Origin of the sequence: Oceanicaulis sp. LC35 (genome assembly GCF_052055585.1) — a bacterium.
Taxonomy (GTDB): Bacteria; Pseudomonadota; Alphaproteobacteria; order Caulobacterales; family Maricaulaceae; genus Oceanicaulis.
Map to the genome: position 1 here is coordinate 879241 of NZ_CP170485.1, position 17926 is coordinate 897166.

Sequence of the window (17926 nt, forward strand, 5' to 3'; positions counted from 1 at the left end):
ATGAGAATTCTGTCTATCGCCCTTGTGGTCATTCTGGGCGCGCTGTTGATTGCCGCCGCCACAGCCACCTATACGGTCAGCGAAAAGCAATCCGCGCTGGTGCTGCGCTTCGGTGATCCGGTTCGGGTCACCAACGAAGTCGGCGATCAGGAATCGGGTTTGCACTTCAAGCTTCCGTGGGAAGAAGTGCTGATGTTCGACAAGCGTAATGTCGAGTTCGACATGCGCCCGCAACAGCTGCAGGCCGGTGACCAGGAACGTCTCGAAGTGGACGCCTTCCTGCGCTACCGCATCGTTGATCCGCTGCGCTATTATCAGACGGTTCGCAATGAAGCGGGCGCCAATGCCCGTCTTGGCTCGATCATGGAAGACGCGCTACGCGCTGTGGTCGGCTCGATTTCCTCTCAGGACGTCATCTCCGGCCAGCGCGCCGAGTTGATGGACCGGGTGGAGCGTTCCGTGGACGCCGCCGTCACCCGCGCCGATCTGGGCATTGAGGTCATCGACGTGCGCATCCTGCGCGCCGACCTGCCCAATGAGGTCGAGGAACGCGTGTTCCAGCGCATGCGCTCTGAACGTCAGCAGGAAGCGGCACGCATCCGCGCTGAAGGTGAAGAACGCGCCCGTCAGATCCGCGCCTCTGCGGATCGTGAAGCCACGGTGATCCTGGCGAACGCCCGCGCCGATGCGGACCGCATCCGCGGTGAGGGCGACGCCCAGCGGAACGCCATCTACGCGTCTGCCTATGGCCGGGATGCGGAATTCTTCCGCTTCTATCGCTCGATGATTGCGTACGAGACGGCTTTGCGGGACGGCACCCCCATCGTGGTGGGGCCGGACAGCGCCTTCTTTGACTATTTTGAATCCCAGAACGGTCGTTAACGGGCGTCTGAGACATTCAAACAAGGGAACGGCCGGGCGCAAAACGCCCGGCCGTTTCACTTTTTAAGGCTCAATGTCAGGTCTGCGCTTGGCGGCGCCGGGGCGGCGCCGTTAAGAGTTGTGGCCAACGGAAAAAGAGTTCGACCACGGGGAATGCTCATGCGCGTGCTTGCTGCTGCGATCTTTGCTACGGCCCTGGCGCTTGCGTCGGCGGCGACCGCCGCAGCGCAGCCCAATGACGGCTTCGCCGATCTCAATGACCGGCTGAGCCCGGCCGTGGTCAATATCGCCACAGCCCAGCGTGTCGGCAGCGAGGAAGGCTCGCCCCTGTTCGCGCCCGGCACCCCGCTTGAGCGCTATAACGACCTGTCAGGCAATCGCCTGCGCATGCAGCGCTCGCTGGGGTCGGGCTTCATCATCGACGCCGAAGGCATCGTCATCACCAACCACCACGTTATTGATGGCGCGGATGAGGTTGAGGTTGTCCTGCAGAACGGTCTGGTGCTCGACGCCGAGATCGTGGGCAGCGATCCCGCCACTGATATTGCCGTCCTGCGCGTACAGCCTGATCAGCCGCTGCCAGTCGTCCAGTTTGGTGACAGCGAAGCGGCGCGTGTAGGCGAATGGGTCGTCGCGATCGGCAACCCGTTCGGTCTGGGCGGATCGCTGACGGCGGGCGTCATCTCGGCGCGTGGCCGCGAGATCGGCGGCGCCTATGACGACTATCTGCAGACCGATGTGGCCATCAACCGGGGCAATTCCGGCGGTCCGCTGTTCAACATGGATGGCGATGTGATCGGCGTGAACACCGCGATCTTCTCGCCCACCGGCACGTCAGTGGGCATTTCCTTCTCCGTTCCGAGCGCCATCGCCGTGCCCGTGATTGACCAGCTCATGGAGTTTGGCGAGACGCGCCGCGGCTGGATCGGCGTCAATGTGCTCGAAGTCACCCGCGATATGGCGCAGGCCATGGGGCTGAACGAGCCGCGCGGCGCGCTGCTCACCCGCATCGACCCTGAAGGCCCCGCGGCGGACAGCGGTCTGGAAGCTGGTGATGTCATCCTGGCCTTTAACGGTCGCCCGGTGGCCGATGATCGTGTGCTGCCGCGCATCGTGGCCGAGACCGAGCCTGGCTCCCGAGTGGATGTGGAAGTCTTCCGCCGGGGCGAATCCCTGACCCTGCCGCTCGACGTGGAACGCCTTGAAGAGGAGGGGAGCCCCACCCCGCCGGCGGGCGCCGAGCTGGACGAGGATGGCGCGGGCCCGGCGATCGAGGGCGATCTGTTCGGCATGACCCTTGAGCCCATTACCGACGCCCTGCGTCGCCGCTATCGCATCCCGACCGATGCCACGGGGCTGGTGGTCACCGAGATCGACCCCAACAGCGATGCAGCGGGCAAGGTGCGCCCCGGCGATGTGGTCGAGGAAATCGCCTGGACCCGGGTCGAGGGTCTTGAGCAGGCGCGTGAGCTGGTCGGCCGTGCGGGCGCAGACGGCGCGCCGGTTCTGTTCAGCCTGAACCGTCAGGGGCAGTATGTGCTTGAAACCCTTCGGCGCTAGAGCGTGCTGATGGGGACGTCTGCTGACATCCTGTTTCTCGCCGGACCCACGGCGTCCGGCAAAAGCGCGCTGTCGCTTCATGCCGCGCGTGCGCTGGATGGCGAGGTGATTAACGCCGACTCCATGCAGGTCTATGACGGGTTGGGTGTGATCACCGCGCGCCCGGAACTCCATGAAATGGGCGGCATCCCGCATCATCTGTTTGGAGTGATCGATCCGTCCGAGCGTTGTTCTGTGGGGCAATGGGCGAAGCTGGCGCTGGCCGCCATCAAGGATGTGACGGGCCGGGGCAAGCGAGCGGTGCTCGTCGGCGGCACGGGACTCTATTTCAAGGCGTTGGTGGATGGACTCGCCCCGACGCCGGACATCCCCCAAGCTGTGATCGCCGAAGTGAACGCGCTCTATGCGGGCGGCGGTCTGGACGCGCTGCGTGAGGCGGCGGAGACGCTGGACCCGGTCGGCGCAGCGCGGGTGGAGGCGGGGGACCGCCAGCGCCTGATGCGGTTGATCGCTGTGGCCAAGGCTAGCGGCCGCCCCCTGTCTCAAATCCAGTCTGAGACGCGTCCGCTGATCGAGCCGGGCCGTGCTGTGGGAGTGGTGATCGCGCCGGACCGGGACGGGCTTTACGGCCGGATCGAAGCCCGCTTTGACCAGATGGTGTCCCATGGCGCGCTGGAAGAAGCCCGCGCCATCGCCGAACGCCGACTGGACGCAGACCTGCCCGCCATGAAGGCTGTGGGACTGCCGCCGCTGATTGCTCATGTACAGGGCCGGCTCGATCTGGATGACGCCATTGAGCTCGCCAAGCGCGACACCCGCCGCTACGCCAAGCGCCAGTTCACCTGGTTCTCCAACCAGCACCCGGACTGGGCGCGCGTCAGCTCGCTCGACCCGGTGACGGCGCGAGCCGAACTTGACCACATCCTCCTCAAGCCTTTCTTCGGAGCCGCATGATGGCTGAACCGCTCTATCAGGCCGATCTCGATCTTGGCCCGCTCCAGACCGAGACTCTCGCCATTATCGGCTATGGCAATCATGGCCGGTCGCATGCGCTCAATCTGCGGGATATGGGCGCGAAAAGCGTGCTCATCGCCTTGCGGGAGGGATCGCCCTCGCGCGCCAAGGCCGAAGCGGACGGATTTGAAGTCGTCTCCATGGCCGAAGCGGCGCAGCGCGCGGACATGCTGTCGCTGCTGGCGGCGGACGAAGCTCATGGCGAGATCTGGCGTGAGCATATCGCCCCCCATTACCGTCCCGGCATGACGTTGATGCTGTGTCACGGCTTTTCGATCGAGTACGGCGTCATCGAGCCTGCAGACGATATCGATGTGGTGCTCGCCGCCGCGAAAGGACCGGGCGGCGCGGTGCGCTCAAGCTTTGAGAAGGGCGGCTCCCTGATCGGCTTCTGGGCGGTGCATCAGAACGTCACCGGCAAGGCTGAAGCCCGGGCGAAAGCCTATCTGGGCGGTCTGGGATGCGGGCGCGCCGGGGTCTATTCGACCACGTTTGGCGAAGAAGCGCTGGCGGATATTCTGGGTGAGCAGGCGGTGCTGGTGGGCGGCGTTTGCGCTCTGGCGCGCGAGGGCTATGAACAGCTGGTAGCGGCCGGGATCAGCCCGATCATGGCCTATATCGATACCGTCCATGAGATCAAATACATCGCCGACCTGATCCAGTCTCGCGGCATTGCGGGCATGTACGAAGCCATCTCAGATACCGCCGAGTTCGGCGCCCATGAGGTGGAAGGCCCGATCCGCGATGCGGTGCGTCCGGTCTTCGAAGCGATCGTCAAAGACGTCACCGCGGGCGATTTCGCCCGGCGCTGGGTGGCGGACTATGAGAAGGGCCGAGCAGGCCTCAAGGCCATGCGGGGCAAGGCCGCCGAGCATGAGCTGGAGGAGACGGGACGCCTGATCCGCCGCGCCTCTTCCTTCGGAGACTGAAGGCGCGGGAAAATTCATTGCGGCGCCCGATTGCCAGCAGTGTAAAAAAGCGTATGCGTACCGCGCCTCGCGCCGGATGGATGACTGTCCGGGGGTGAGGGCCATTGCTGCCGGATATGACCGCCATGAACCCGCTTGTTCGCTTCTTCACCCGGATGGACGCCCGCGCCGCCCGTGCGATTTACATCTCGCTGGGCCTGTTCGCGCTGGTGATCGCCATTTTCCTGACGGGCAAGTTCGTACTGGACATCGAGCCGGGCCAGATCGGAACCTGGTTCGAGAACGCCGCGGACCAGTGGTACGCCCTGCCGGTCACCATCCTGATCTTCACGGTTCTGGCGTTTGTGGGCGCTCCGCAGTTTGCGCTGATCGGCGCCGCGGTGTTCGCTTTCGGCCCGCTGATGGGTTTTGTGTACTCCTGGATCGCGACCATGTGCTCGGCGACCGTGACCTTCTACGCCGGGCGCCTGGCCGGTGCGGACGCCGTGCGCCGGTATGGCGGCAAGACGGTGAACCGCATCTCGGAATTTGTCGGACGCAACGGCTTCTTCGCCTCCATGATCGTGCGAATCGTTCCGAGCGCGCCCTTCATCGTGGTCAATATGGCGGCCGGTGTATCGCGCATGAGTTATTTCGCCTTCATCGGCGGACTGGCGGTTGGCGTGCTGCCCAAAACGGCGCTTGTGGTGTTCGCAGGCGGTGGATTGATGGCGCTTCTGTCAGGGGGCGGATGGGCCGCAATCCTTGCCCTCATTGGGATTGTCGTCGTCTGGATCATCTTCATGCTGATGGCGCGTCGCTGGCTGCGCGGCCCGGAAACAGAGTTAAAAAATCCCGTGGAAGACTCAGCTGACGCTGAAGCTGAGACGGGTGAGCGGCTTGCAATCAGTGACGCGCCATCGCACAAGGAGTCATGATACTTGCCCTAGCGCGGCGACTCGCCAGCTGCGCCTGACAGACAAAGAGGCAGAGAATGTTCTCCAGCGTGTTCGGTCTCCTTTCCGCGGATATCGCCATCGATTTGGGGACGGCGAACACATTGGTCTATGTCAAAGGCCGTGGCGTCGTTCTGAATGAACCTTCTGTCGTGGCCTACAAGGTCGACAAGGGTCGCAAGCATGTGCAGGCCGTTGGCGCCGAGGCCAAGCTGATGCTGGGCAAGACCCCGGGCAATGTGGAAGCCATCCGGCCGATGCGTGACGGCGTGATCGCCGACTTCGACGTGGCCGAAGAGATGATCAAGCACTTCATCCGCAAGGTTCACAATCGCCAGACCTTCGTCAGCCCGCAGGTCGTGATCTGCGTGCCGTCCGGCGCAACCGCTGTGGAACGCCGCGCCATTCATGAAAGCGCCGTCGGCGCGGGCGCTCGCAAGGTCTACCTGATTGACGAGCCGATGGCGGCGGCGGTGGGCGCAGGCCTGCCGATCGACGAGCCGACCGGCTCCATGATCGTCGACATTGGCGGCGGCACCACCGAAGTGGCCGTGATGTCGCTGTCGGGCATCGTCTATTCGCGCTCGGTCCGTGTGGGCGGCGACAAGATGGACGAAGCCATCATCAACTATATCCGCCGCTCGGCGAACCTTCTGATCGGTGAAACCTCCGGTGAGCGGATCAAGAAGGAAATCGGTTCGGCCACCCCGCCGCAGAAAGGCGAAGGCCTGACGCTGGACATCAAGGGCCGGGACCTGATGAACGGCGTGCCGCGCGAGATCGTGGTCACCGAAGCGATGATCGCCGACGCCCTGTCCGAACCGGTCGAGCAGATCGTGGAAGCGGTCAAGCAGGCGCTGGAAGCGACTCCGCCGGAACTGGCCGCCGACATTGTCGACAAAGGCATCGTGCTGACCGGCGGCGGCGCTCTGCTGCGCAATCTGGACACCGAGCTTCGCGACCGCACCGGCCTGCCGGTGAGCCTGGCGGACGAGCCGCTTTCCTGCGTCGTGCTGGGCTGCGGCAAGGCGGTCGAGAATCTGCGTCTGTGGCGTCCGATCCTCGCAGAAGCGGTTTAATCGGTTTAGGCGAGCCTGCGAGGGGGGACTTCCAGCTTGGCTCAACGGCGGAGTTCCAGACGGCGAAATGACGAAGGCGTGCGGTTCCCTCCGCTGCTGTTCATCGTCTGCATCTTCGTCAGCTGCATTCTCATCTATCTGGATCGTCCTGAAAGCCGCCCCCAGGCTCTGACCAGCCTGCGCGCGGGCTTTAATGATCTGGCGACGCCGGTTCTGGATCTGGGCGTGCGTCCGTTCCGCGGCTTCGCCAATATCGGTCCGTGGTGGAAGCGCCAGTTCGAGCTGGCCGAAGAGAACCGCGCCCTGCGCATGCAGGCGGCCGAAATGCGCGCCTGGCGGGACGCCGCCCTGTCCTTGCAGGAACGCAACGCCCGCTACCGCGAAGCGCTGAACCTTCAGGCGGACGCCGCCGAGGATCGCATCAGCGCCTGGACCGTGGCTGACCGTTCAAACGCCTTTGTGCGCTCCCGGCTCATTGACGCCGGAACCAGTGAAGGCGTCCGCCCGGGCTATCCCGCCGTGAACGTCTATGGCCTTGTGGGCCGGACCGTTGAGGTTGGCCGCAGTTCAAGCCGCGTGCTGCTTCTGACCGACATCAACTCCCGCGTCGCTGTGATGGCGGATCGGTCAAACGCCCGGGCCCTGCTGGTGGGCGACAACACCGAATTTCCCCGTCTTGAATATCTCGGCGCCGAACCGGACCTTCAGGAAGGGGACCGCATCGTCACCTCCGGTGATGACAATGTCATGCCGCGCGGGGTTCCTGTGGGCCAGGCGGTGCGCGACAGGGACGGGCGCTGGCGCGTGGCCCTGTTCAGCCGCGCTGCGCCGATCGACCTGATCTGGATCTGGCCGTTCGAGCCGGTGTCCACCCCGGAAGCCGATCCGGTCCCGGAGACCGAGTTTGAGGGAGGGGCGAACTGATGCGGCCATCGGTAGAACGCAATAATGGCGGCGCCGATCTGGTGCTGTTTGTCGTGACCATGCTGGTCGCTCTGGTCCTGCATGCCCTGCCGAGCCGGCTGGGCGGGGGTCCGGATCTGGCGCCGGCCTTTCCGCTGATCGCTCTGTTTATCTGGTCCGTACGCCAGCCCTGGTTCATTTCTCCGCCGGTATTGCTGCTGGTCGGCGTGATTCAGGACCTGCTCGCAGGGGCGCCCATGGGGGTCTGGGCGCTGTCCTTCCTGGTGGCGTTCAGCGTCATGCGCCTGCGCGAAGCAGATGGCGCAGGCGAGGTGGGGCCGCTGGCTCTGCGCTTCGCCCTGACTGCGGGCGCCGCGTTTGGCGTGGCCTGGGGCGCGGGATCCTTCGCTATTGGCGCCCCTGTGGCGCCAGGACCGTTGATTACTGAGGCGGTTCTGACCATCCTTCTGTTTCCGATATTCGCCTGGCTGTTCGCCCGGCGGAAGGAACGCAGCACCTTCTCCTAACGCAGCAGACCCGAGAAAGAGCGCGCATGCGTCGCGACAAGCAGGAAGCCCAGGCCCAGTTCAATCGTCGCTCGCTTCTGTTGTCGGGCCTGGGGGCTGGTGCGTTCGCAGCGCTGGGCGCACGCATGTACGGGCTGCAGGTGCTGGAGCAGGACGCCTATCGCCTGCTGTCAGAACAGAACCAGTTCAATTTCCGTCTTCAGCCGCCGGCGCGCGGTCGCTTGCTGGATCGTTTCGGCGAGCCTCTGGCGGAAAACCGGGAAAGCTACCGCCTGATGATTGTTCGCGATCAGGCGGGCGACCCGCGCGCGGCGCTTGAACGTCTGTCGCGCTACATGCCGCTGAGCGAAACCCGGATCGATCGCATTCTGCGCGCCGTGTCACGGACCTCGCGCTTTACACCCGTCACCGTGGCCGAGGATCTCGACTGGGAGACCTTCGCCCGCATCAATCTGCATCTGCCTGATCTTCCGGGCATCACGCCGGATGTGGGCGAGGTGCGCACCTATCCGCGCCCGTATGATTTTGCGCATGTGACCGGCTATGTGCAGGCGGCGCCGCCGGAAGCGGCCAACGATGACCCGCTCTTGCTGCATCCCGGTTTCCGCATTGGCCGGACCGGCGCAGAACTTCAGCATGAGGATGAGCTGCGGGGGGCGGCCGGTCAGCTCAAGGTCGAGGTGAACGCCACCGGCCGCGTCATGCGCGAGATTCCGGAACAGTCCATTCCCTCGGTGCCCGGTCGAGACGTCACCCTGACGCTGGACGCGCGGGCGCAGCGCACCGCGATGGAAGCGCTGGGCGATCAGAGTGGGGCTGCCGTCGGCATGGACGTGATCACGGGAGAGATCCTGGTGTTGGCTTCCACGCCCAGCTTTGATCCCAACGCCTTCGTGCTGGGGATCGGCCAGGAGGCCTTCGCAGCGCTGAACAACAATCCGTATCGGCCGCTTTTCAATAAGGCGACCACCGGGCTCTATGCGCCAGCGTCGACCGTGAAGGTCATGTCCTCGCTAGCCGCACTTGAACACGGCGTGGTGGATCCGGACGAGACGATCTATTGCGGCGGCCATACGCGGCTGGGCAATCGGGACTTCCACTGCTGGCGCCGACAAGGCCATGGCCGGGTCAATCTGCATGAAGCCGTGAAAGGCTCGTGTGACGTCTATTTCTATGAAATGGCGAACCGGCTTGGGATCGAGCGCTATAACGAGATGCTTGAAAGCTGCGGCCTGGGGCAGTTCTTCGAGATCGGGCTACCCTATCCGCGCCGGGCCGAGGGCCTGGTGCCGGGGCCGGCATGGAAACGCGCTCGCCGCAACGAGCCCTGGACCACGGGCGACACCTTCAATGTCGGCATCGGGCAGGGCGCGCTTCTGAGCTCGCCGCTGCAGCTGGCGGTTATGACGGCGAGGATCGCCACCGGCCGCCGGGTCATGCCGACCTTGTCGCGGGTTGAAGGCGCTGCGCCGCAGTTTGAATCCATGGGCTGGACCGAAGAGCATCTCGAGCATGTCCGTCTGGCCATGTCCGGAGTGGTGAACGAGCCGGGCGGGTCCGCCTACTGGCCGCTGGGTACGCGCGGTATTGACCTTGAGGGCGTGCAGATGGGCGGCAAGACCGGCACGTCCCAGGTGTATTCCATCAGCACGGAAGAACGGGCGGCAGGCTTGCGCGATCAGGAGGATCTGCCCTGGCGTCTACGCAATCATGGTCTGTTCGTGAGTTACGCGCCCGTCGCCGCGCCGCGTTACGCCGTCACCGTTGTGCTCGAACATGGTATTGGCGGGACGCGTGCAGCGCTTCCTGCCCAGGCTATTCTGCGCGATCTGGTCCGTCGTGACCCGTCCAATGCGCGCCCCGATGTCATCGCCTCGGCGAACCGTCCCAGCACGGAAGGCTAGGTCATGGGCGTTTTCACCCAGTCCGCACCGCGGGGGTTCCGGGGCAAGCTGTTCGAGATCAACTGGGCGTTTGTCCTGCTGATTCTGCTCGTCGGTCTGATCGGCGTCGGCATGCTGTATTCGGTGGAGGGCGGCGCCTGGAATCCCTATGCCTCGCGCCATGCCTTGCGTCTGGGCGTCGGTCTGATCGCCATGGTGGTGATCGCACTGTTTCCGCCACGCTTCTGGATGGGGATCGCCTACCCGGCCTTTCTGGGGGCGTTGGTCCTGTTGATCGGCGTGGAGCTGATCGGCACGACCGCCATGGGCGCGCAGCGCTGGATCGATATCGGTCCCATCCGCATGCAGCCTTCGGAGATCATGAAAATCGCGCTCGTGCTGGCGCTGGCGCGATATTATCACGACCTGCCCGAGGAGAAGGTCTCCTCGCTGGGAGGGCTCATCATTCCGGCCCTGATGATCGCTGTGCCCATGGGGCTGATCATCAAACAGCCCGATCTGGGCACGTCGCTGCTGCTGGCGGCGACGGGCGTCGTGATCGTGTTCCTGGCCGGGCTGAGCTGGAAGGTCATCATCGGCGCAGGGGTGCTGGGCGGCATCGGCGGCGGCTTCTTCTTTCAGTACGGCCTGCAGGACTATCAGCGCCGACGCATCATGACCTTCATCAACCCCGAGGATGACCCCATGGGGGCGGGCTACCACATCCTGCAGTCCAAGATCGCGTTGGGCTCAGGCGGGATGACCGGCAAGGGCTATATGGAAGGCACCCAGGCGCACCTGAACTTCCTGCCCGAAAAGCAGACCGACTTTATCTTCACGATGCTGGGCGAGGAGTTCGGCTTTATCGGCGGGCTGGTCGTGCTGTCGCTCTACGCCCTGATCCTCGCGAACTGCATTATGATCGCCACCTCCTGCCGCTCCGTCTTCCTGCGGCTGGTGGTGATGGGCGTAGCCACGACCTTCTCACTTTATGTCTTCATCAATGTGGGCATGGTCATGGGCATGCTGCCCGTGGTGGGGGTGCCCCTGCCGATGATCTCCTATGGCGGCACTGTGATGATGACGGTGCTGATCGGGCTCGGCCTGATCCTGGGCGCACACGTGCATCGCGATACCGAACCGCCCAAAGGCGCAGGATTGTTCGGTTAACGCCGCATTGCCCAACTTGACCACGGGCCTCGGATCGACCAACCTCCCGCGCCAAACCGTCGCAGGACGGTATCGGATTTATAGCACGCGCCTCACAGGCGCGGCTGAGGGGAGGAGACTGCACACATGGCGATGGGCGGCGCGAGCGCGCACGGGACTTGGAGCAGCCGTTTCGGCTTTCTGATGGCGGCGATCGGTTCGTCCGTCGGCCTGGGTAATTTCTGGCGGTTTCCGTATACGGCGGGCGAAAACGGCGGCGCGGCCTTTGTGCTGATCTATCTCGCCTGTGTGGCGCTGATCGGTTTCCCGATCCTGATGGCTGAGCTGAGCGTGGGCCGTCACGCCCGCCGCTCCGCGGTCGGTTCAACCCGCAAGATGGCGTTTGACGCCGGCGCGTCAGAGCTGTGGTCCATCGCTGGCTGGGTCGGCATGGCCGGCGGCGTGATGATCCTGTGCTTCTACTCGGTCGTGGCGGGCTGGGTCGCGTCCTATGTCTACAAGATGTTCACCGGCTCCATGGCCGGCATGGACCCGGCCGCAGTCTCTGACGTCTTCGGCCAGCTTGTGGGCGACACCGGCACGGTGATCCTGTGGCACACCCTGTTCATGGGCGTGACCATGGCGATTGTCTGTTTTGGCGTGATCAAGGGCATTGAGCGGACGGTGTCGATCCTGATGCCGCTCTTCTTCCTGATGCTCGTGGGCATGGTGATCTATGCTGGCGTGACCGCGGATATGGGCGCAGCGATCAATTATCTGTTCGCGCCCGATTTCTCCAAGATCACCCCCCAGACCTTCCTGGAAGCGCTGGGCCAGGCCTTTTTCTCCATGAGCGTGGGCTCGGCCATCATGATCACCTATGGCTCCTATCTGTCGCGCGACGACAACCTGCCCCAGTCGGCGGGCATCATTGCGGGCTCGGATACGCTGGTGGCCATCATTGCCGGTCTGGCGATCTTCCCGTTCGTCTTCGCCTTCGGCCTCAGCCCGGATGCAGGCCCGGGCCTGTTCTTCCAGACCCTGCCGGCGGCGTTCTCGCAAATGCCGGGCGGCCAGTGGGTGGGTGCAGCCTTCTTCTTCCTCGCCCTGATCGCGGCGCTGACGAGCTCGATCTCGCTCTTGCAAGTGATCGTGGCGTTCGGCGAGGAGCACACCGATTTCGGTCGGGTGGGCTCGGCGCTGTTCTTTGGCGCGATCATCTATCTGTTCGGCGTGGCCGCAGCCTTCTCGGGCGATTTCTTCGACATTCTCGACAAGGTGTCCGGCACGATCCTGCTGCCGCTGGGCGGTCTTCTGATCGCGCTGTTCACCGGCTGGGTGGTGTCCAAATCGCTCATGCAAAAAGAGCTGCCCCATGCCGGCGAGAAGTTCTTCGCCTACTGGCGCTTCACCATTCGCTGGCTGGCGCCGGTGGCGGTGGGCCTGATCATTGTGACAGGTCTGGCCAGCATGTTCGGTCTGACCCTGCCGTTCATCGGTTAGGACCAGACGAATTCCAGACAAAAGCCCCGGTCGATGACCGGGGCTTTTTCTTTGCGTCAGTGGCTGGCCTAACCGAAGCGGCGGGCGAACATGTCGGTCGCGCGGACGAGCCCGTCGACAATGCCGGGCTCGCCTGCGGCATGGCCCGCATCGCCTACAAAATTCAGCTGCACACCCGGCCAGGCCTGGGCCAGAACCCAGGCGGTGCGCGGTGGGGTCACCATGTCATAGCGCCCCTGCACGATGACGCCGGGAATTTCCTTGAGATGGTCCGTGTCTTCGAGCAGCACGCCTTCGCGCTCAAAGAAGCCGCCATGATGGAAGTAATGCGCCTCGATCCGCGCAAGCGCATCCGAGCGGTGCGGGTCGGGGTTCACATGTTCCGGCACGGTGCTCATCGAGATCAGGGCGCTTTCCCAGCTCGACCAGGCAAGGGCGTCTTCACGGCGCTCATCCATGCTGGCGCCGGATGTGAGGCGCTTGTAATAGGCGCCGATCACATCGTCCCGCTCTTCAGCGCTCAAACGATCGGTCAGGCGGCACCAGGCGTCGGGAAACAGCCGGTTCGCACCATCCTTGTAGAACCAGTTCAGCTCATGGCGGGTGCAGGTGAAGACACCGCGCAGCACCATGGCGAGCACCCGGTCCGGGCAGGCGCGAGCATAGGCGAGCGCCAGCGTGGCGCCCCATGAGCCGCCGAACGCCACCCATTTGTCGATGCCCAGATGGACCCTCAATTGCTCGATATCATTGACCAGATGGGCGGTGGTGTTGTGCTCGAGCGAGGAATAGGGACGCGAACGGCCACAGCCACGCTGGTCAAAAACGATGATGCGGTAGCGCCTTGGATCAAAGAAGCGTCGCATGGCGGGGGCTGCGCCGCCGCCCGGTCCGCCGTGCAGGGTGATCACGGGAACGCCGTCAGGACGCCCGCAATCCTCGTAATACAGGCTGTGGCCCTGTCCCACATCCAGGAACCCCGAATGATGCGGGGTCAGGGGCGGGTACAGGCCCAGACGGCGATGAGAGCGAACTGTGTCCATTTTTCCCGTGCTAATCAGCGGATTAACTTTCAAGTCTGTTTACCGTGAGACTATGTCGTTTTATCACTATGTGGAACCAGCTTCGCGAGGGGGAGTTGGTCTCTGTATGAAGGATCGCTTCGACATGCACACGGTCGTCAGGACTCTGGGCCTGGTTGTCGGTTTCTGCGCCTGCACCGCTGCTCTGTCAGGGTGCGCCAGCCAACCGATCGCCCTGGGCGCCGAGGCCCAGGTTGATATCGAGGCGGAAGCGCGACTGCGCACCCAGGCGTCCAGACTGAGCGCGCTCGTGGATGATCAGGGCTGGACGCTCAGTTCCGGTCCTGCCGACGCAGCCCGCGAATTCTTCAGCCGTCTTGTGAACGGCGGATCCGCCGACACCTCCGAAACGGACCCGGTGACGGTCTATCTCGAAGCTCAAGACGGCAATGCAGCCCTCGCTTTTCATGAAGACCTCGCGCAGTTGATCACGCTGGCGCAGGGCGTTTCAGATGCCGCTATGCAGATCAGCACCAGTGCTCAGGGGCTTGGGCAATCCACGCTGACGCAGGATCTGGCCTCCGCCGAAAGCGCGCTGGGCGCCGTCCGTCGCGCGGAAGAGTTTTTCCTCGCTGTTTCCGAACATTTGGGCGCGTCCGCGGACGAAGCCCAGGTCGAGCAATCGCTTCAGTCTCTGGCGGAGGAAAAGTCTCGCCTGGCTGATGCTGCGGACACGCTGGCGGAACTTCGCTGGGCGGCGCAATCCAATCTGGGCCTTTCAAGCTGATGACACAGACCATTCCGGGCGACGCGCTCGACCCGCAAACCGTCAAGGGCTTTCTCGCTGATGACGAAGGTCAGGCTTTGGCCCGTCACGCTCTGGCCGCGGCGCAGGCTGCGCCGGGCGCGTTCGTAGAGGTTGGCAGCTGGTGCGGGCGTTCCAGCGTCTATCTGGGGCGCGCCGCACGTGAGGCTGGTCGCGTGCTGTTCGCCATCGACCATCACCGCGGCTCTGAAGAGCATCAGCCGGGCGAGGGTTATCATGATCCCGAGCTGTTTGACGCGGATCTGGGCCGGGTCGACACCTTGCCGGCATTACGCCGCACGGTGGCGCTTGCGGATCTGGAGCAGAGCGTGGTCCCCGTGGTCGGCCCCTCTGCAATTATTGGCGCAAACTGGTCTGCGCCTTTGAGCTTTGTGTTCATTGATGGCGGGCACGCCATGCACACGGCTCTGGCCGATTATCGCGCCTGGGCCGGGCATGTGGCGCGCGGCGGGCTGCTGGCCATCCATGACGTCTTCCCCAATCCCGAGGATGGGGGGCGCCCGCCTTACGAAATCTGGAAACTGGCCGTCGCCTCAGGCCTGTTCGAGCCGGTCGAGCGGGTCAATACGCTCGAGATTCTGCGTCGCCTTTAAGCCAGGCGTCAGGCCGGGCGTGGCGGATCAACAGCTCTGAGCCATTGCTGAGCCCATACAGCGCGTCAGCGGCCAGAACGACTGCGCCCGCCGTCCAGCTGGGGCGTTCCTTGGGCCAGACCTGACCCAGCTCGAACTGCCAGCCCATCCAATAGCCTTCGCCATCACGCGCCAGCGGCGCCAGGGCGCCCAGCAGACGTTGCGCCCGGACGGTCTCGCCAATGCTGAGACAGGCCAGAGCCAGCTCGGCGGTTTCTGCGGCTGTGATCCAGGGTTCCTCGCTGACGCAGCGGCACCCCAGATCCTCGACCACGAAGGTGTCCCAGCCCGCATGTAGATGCGCCTTGGCGCCGAGGCCTGTCAGCACGCCCGAGAGCACCGGATAATACCAGTCCATGGCGTAGCGGGAGCGATCCTCACCCAGCCGGTCAAAGCGGTGTGGTCTGTCGGTGAAGGTCTGGGCGATCTTGCGGCGCGCGCGGGCCCAGTCAGGGCGCGTCTGATCAAGCGCGTCTGCGATGCGTAGACCGCATTCCAGACTTTTATAGAGCGAGGCGTTGCCCGCTTTCAGCGAGTCCACGTCTTCGAGCGGCTGACCGTCATCGGGCTTGCGCCAGACCACATCGCCATGGGGCGTCTGATGGCTGACCACCCAGTCGAGCGCTTTGGAGATCATGCCCGCATGGCGAGCGATCAGGCGCGGCTCATCCAGCGCCAGCGCGCAGCGCAGTATTGTAACGGCGGCATAGCCGGTGAAATTGGTGTCATGGGCGGTGATAGGGTTTTCAGGCGGCGCAATCCGCTCACCGCTTTCATCCATCGGCACGCCCGCGCCCAGCTCGCCCAGCCAGGAGCCGTCTTCGTGCTGGCGCTCGGCCAGGGCATCCAGGGCTGAATGAACCGCCGTCTCGCGCCCGGCGACGGCCAGCGCCATGGCGCTTTCACCATGGTTCCAGGGGTCCCAGACACCTGTCTCGATCCAGGGGATCGCGCCGTCGCGCTGCTGCAGGTCCTCGATCCGGTCCGCGCAGGCGGCGATGTCGACGCCGATGGATTGCGGGCGATGGCTCATGCCGCGTCCTTCTGGAAGTACAGCGCGACGGATTTGCCCATCACCGGGTTCAGCGCGGCTTCGGTCCAGCGCGTCAGGCGCGGCTTCTCCATCAGATCCCATTCCAGGAGTTTGCGGAAGGCGCTGACCGTGCGGCTTTCTTCCTGACGCTCCCATTTCGCGCAGCGCAGCCACCAATAGGGCGAATGGAGCGCGTGCGCCCAATGGCGCTTGTAGGGGCGATAGCCGCGGCTCGCGACCCGGTCACGAAGCTCATGGTCCTTGAAGATGCGTACATGACCGCCGGGCGTGTTCTGATAGCCTTCTGACAGGGCCCAGCAGATCTTCTCCGGCCAGTAGCGCGGCACGGACAGGGCAAAGCGCCCGCCCGGTTTGACGATGCGGGTGATCTCATCCAGCGCGGCGTCCACATCGGGAAGATGCTCGAGCACTTCAGAACAGATCACGACGTCAAAGCTGTTGTCGGCAAAAGGCAGTCGGCCCGCATCCCCCACACACCACACCGCGCTGCGCGGCGGGGTCTGGGGCGGCGGGGGCAGTTCGAAAAAGCCGTCGACTGCGCTCTTGAGATCCTCAAGGCTGAGGTCGAGCATGGTCACGTCGAGCGCCTTATCATGCCAGTAGAAGGCATGGCTGTGGCGGCCCCGGCCGCAGCCAAGGTCCAGCACGCGCTGGCCGTCCTGAAGGTCCAGCGCATCAAGGTCCAGGGTCACCATCATTGGGCGGCTAGCTCCGTCACATCCGGCAGGCGTCCGCGTTCGGCGAGCGCGTCATAATAAAGATCAAGGCTGGCGCGGGCATGCTCATCCCAGCGGAAGGCGTTATGCGCCCGCGCGGCGCAGGCCGCGCTCATCTGGTGTTGCAGTTCGGGGTCTGACAAGACGCGTTCCAGCGCCTCCGCCAGCCCTTCGGCATCCTCGACTTCGGTGACCAGACCGGCATCGCCTGCGACTTCAGGCAGGGCGCCGCCGCGCGAAACGATGACGGGCGCGCCGCAGGCCATGGCTTCCGCTGCCGGAAAGCCGAAGCCTTCAAAGCGGGAGGCGGACACAAAGACGGTCGCCTTGCGATACAGCGCCACGATCTCGTCCTGGCTGAGCCCGGAAACAAACTCGACGCTGTCCAGAAGCCCGGTGTCGATCAGGGCGCGCCTGGTCGGGCCGTCGCGCAGCTGGCCAATGACGGTCAGACGCGGGGTGCGACCGCGCGCTTTCAGTCGGGCCATGGCGTCGATCAGCACATCAAGGCCCTTGATGGGCACGTCGGCGCTGGCGAGGGCGAGGACATGATCTTTGTCGCGTTCGACCGTCGGGTCGGGGCTGAAGCTCTCAAGATCAAGGCCGTTGAACGCGACGCGAACCCGGCTCGGGTCAACGCCGCAATAGCGGGCGTATGATTGCCGGGCTGCGTCGGAAACCGCGATGAAACGCGGCAGGGCGCGGGCGGCTTTCGCTTGATGGTCGACAAAAGAGTGCCAGCGCCGGGTCAGCGCGCGCCGCCACCAGTTCGCAGCGCCCGCGACCGCAAAGTCACGATCGATGGCGATGGGGTGATGCAAGGTGGTGATGACCGGCAGGTATTTGTCGACTTCGGCCATGGACAGAGCCAGCGTCTGGTTGTCATGAATGACGTCGAACTGGTCGCCATGTTCAGCCACCCAGGCCTCAAGGCGCATGGCGTAGCTGATCATTTCGGCGAAAGCGCCGGTATTGTGCGCCAGCCATTCGGTGCGGTCCGCCCGGTCGAACAGCATTTTCCAGCGCAGTTGCAGGAAGGCGTTGTCGACACTGAACAGATCAAGCGAAGGCAGCTCGATCAGGCCAATATCAGGATCAAGATCGGGATAAGGCGGGCCGGATATGACCGACACGTCGCAGCCCTGATCGGCAAGCGCACGCGTGAGGGCGCGCACATAGACGCCCTGACCGCCCACATGCGGCGCGGAGCGATAACTGGAGACCAGCACGCGCAAGCGCGCGGCACGGGTCTGGGGCGGATCAAGGACGGCGTCTCTCATGAAGGCGCGAAGCTATCGCCAGCTGCGCTGGA

At 64.3% G+C, this 17926-nt stretch carries 17 protein-coding genes; 13 read left to right on the forward strand and 4 right to left on the reverse strand.

Annotated elements, in window-relative coordinates:
* From hflC to ACFELO_RS04125, 11 genes are all read left to right on the forward strand, one after another.
* Positions 1–882, forward strand: coding sequence for a protease modulator HflC (hflC, locus tag ACFELO_RS04075; protein WP_440959299.1), 882 nt, complete (start codon positions 1–3; stop codon positions 880–882).
* A 159-nt stretch (positions 883–1041) separates the two neighbouring features.
* Positions 1042–2442 (forward strand): trypsin-like peptidase domain-containing protein, encoded by a 1401-nt coding sequence (locus ACFELO_RS04080; protein WP_440959300.1) that lies wholly within the window; start codon positions 1042–1044, stop codon positions 2440–2442.
* Between the two features lie 9 nt (positions 2443–2451).
* On the forward strand, positions 2452–3396 hold the full coding sequence (gene miaA, locus ACFELO_RS04085; RefSeq protein WP_440959301.1) for a tRNA (adenosine(37)-N6)-dimethylallyltransferase MiaA: 945 nt from the start codon (positions 2452–2454) through the stop codon (positions 3394–3396).
* Entirely contained in the window at positions 3396–4385 is a 990-nt protein-coding gene (gene ilvC / locus ACFELO_RS04090) for a ketol-acid reductoisomerase (protein ID WP_440959302.1), read from the forward strand. Before miaA ends, ilvC begins: the two co-directional genes overlap by 1 nt.
* A 125-nt stretch (positions 4386–4510) precedes the next feature.
* Positions 4511–5302, forward strand: a complete 792-nt coding sequence (locus ACFELO_RS04095; RefSeq protein WP_440959303.1) for a TVP38/TMEM64 family protein — start codon at positions 4511–4513, stop codon at positions 5300–5302.
* Positions 5303–5358: 56 nt separating this feature from the next.
* A complete protein-coding gene (locus ACFELO_RS04100; RefSeq protein ID WP_009801441.1) occupies positions 5359–6399 on the forward strand; it encodes a rod shape-determining protein in 1041 nt (346 codons plus the stop codon).
* Between the two features lie 78 nt (positions 6400–6477).
* Positions 6478–7323: a rod shape-determining protein MreC gene (mreC, locus tag ACFELO_RS04105; protein WP_440959304.1), complete on the forward strand. Its 846-nt coding sequence runs from the start codon at positions 6478–6480 to the stop codon at positions 7321–7323.
* The gene (locus tag ACFELO_RS04110; protein ID WP_440959305.1) at positions 7323–7829 is read left to right on the forward strand and encodes a hypothetical protein; all 507 of its coding nucleotides are present in this window, start codon (positions 7323–7325) and stop codon (positions 7827–7829) included. The genes mreC and ACFELO_RS04110 overlap by 1 nt, the downstream gene beginning before the upstream one ends.
* Before the next feature lie 26 nt (positions 7830–7855).
* Positions 7856–9733 (forward strand): penicillin-binding protein 2, encoded by a 1878-nt coding sequence (mrdA, locus tag ACFELO_RS04115; RefSeq protein WP_440959306.1) that lies wholly within the window; start codon positions 7856–7858, stop codon positions 9731–9733.
* A gap of 3 nt (positions 9734–9736) precedes the next feature.
* Positions 9737–10882, forward strand: a complete 1146-nt coding sequence (gene rodA, locus ACFELO_RS04120) for a rod shape-determining protein RodA (protein ID WP_440959307.1) — start codon at positions 9737–9739, stop codon at positions 10880–10882.
* Between the two features lie 126 nt (positions 10883–11008).
* Positions 11009–12364, forward strand: coding sequence for a sodium-dependent transporter (locus tag ACFELO_RS04125; RefSeq protein ID WP_440959308.1), 1356 nt, complete (start codon positions 11009–11011; stop codon positions 12362–12364).
* 68 nt (positions 12365–12432) lie between these two features.
* On the opposite strand, the gene pip is transcribed toward ACFELO_RS04125, so the two are convergent.
* A complete protein-coding gene (gene pip, locus ACFELO_RS04130) occupies positions 12433–13407 on the reverse strand; it encodes a prolyl aminopeptidase (protein ID WP_440959309.1) in 975 nt (324 codons plus the stop codon).
* A 106-nt stretch (positions 13408–13513) separates the two neighbouring features.
* Between pip and ACFELO_RS04135 the strand changes: the two genes are divergently transcribed.
* Both ACFELO_RS04135 and ACFELO_RS04140 read left to right on the forward strand, forming a co-directional pair.
* Positions 13514–14173: a hypothetical protein gene (locus tag ACFELO_RS04135; protein ID WP_440959310.1), complete on the forward strand. Its 660-nt coding sequence runs from the start codon at positions 13514–13516 to the stop codon at positions 14171–14173.
* Entirely contained in the window at positions 14173–14805 is a 633-nt protein-coding gene (locus ACFELO_RS04140; protein WP_440959311.1) for a class I SAM-dependent methyltransferase, read from the forward strand. The genes ACFELO_RS04135 and ACFELO_RS04140 overlap by 1 nt, the downstream gene beginning before the upstream one ends.
* Here ACFELO_RS04140 and ACFELO_RS04145 read toward each other — a convergent pair.
* The 3 genes from ACFELO_RS04145 to ACFELO_RS04155 are packed head-to-tail and all read right to left on the reverse strand — an operon-like array spanning position 14774 to position 17894.
* Positions 14774–15877 (reverse strand): hypothetical protein, encoded by a 1104-nt coding sequence (locus ACFELO_RS04145; RefSeq protein WP_440959312.1) that lies wholly within the window; start codon positions 15875–15877, stop codon positions 14774–14776. The two genes, ACFELO_RS04140 and ACFELO_RS04145, sit on opposite strands and share 32 nt — an antisense overlap.
* Positions 15874–16596 (reverse strand): methyltransferase domain-containing protein, encoded by a 723-nt coding sequence (locus ACFELO_RS04150; protein ID WP_440959313.1) that lies wholly within the window; start codon positions 16594–16596, stop codon positions 15874–15876. The genes ACFELO_RS04145 and ACFELO_RS04150 overlap by 4 nt, the downstream gene beginning before the upstream one ends.
* On the reverse strand, positions 16593–17894 hold the full coding sequence (locus tag ACFELO_RS04155; RefSeq protein ID WP_440959314.1) for a glycosyltransferase family 4 protein: 1302 nt from the start codon (positions 17892–17894) through the stop codon (positions 16593–16595). The genes ACFELO_RS04150 and ACFELO_RS04155 overlap by 4 nt, the downstream gene beginning before the upstream one ends.
* Positions 17895–17926: the final 32 nt, after the last annotated feature.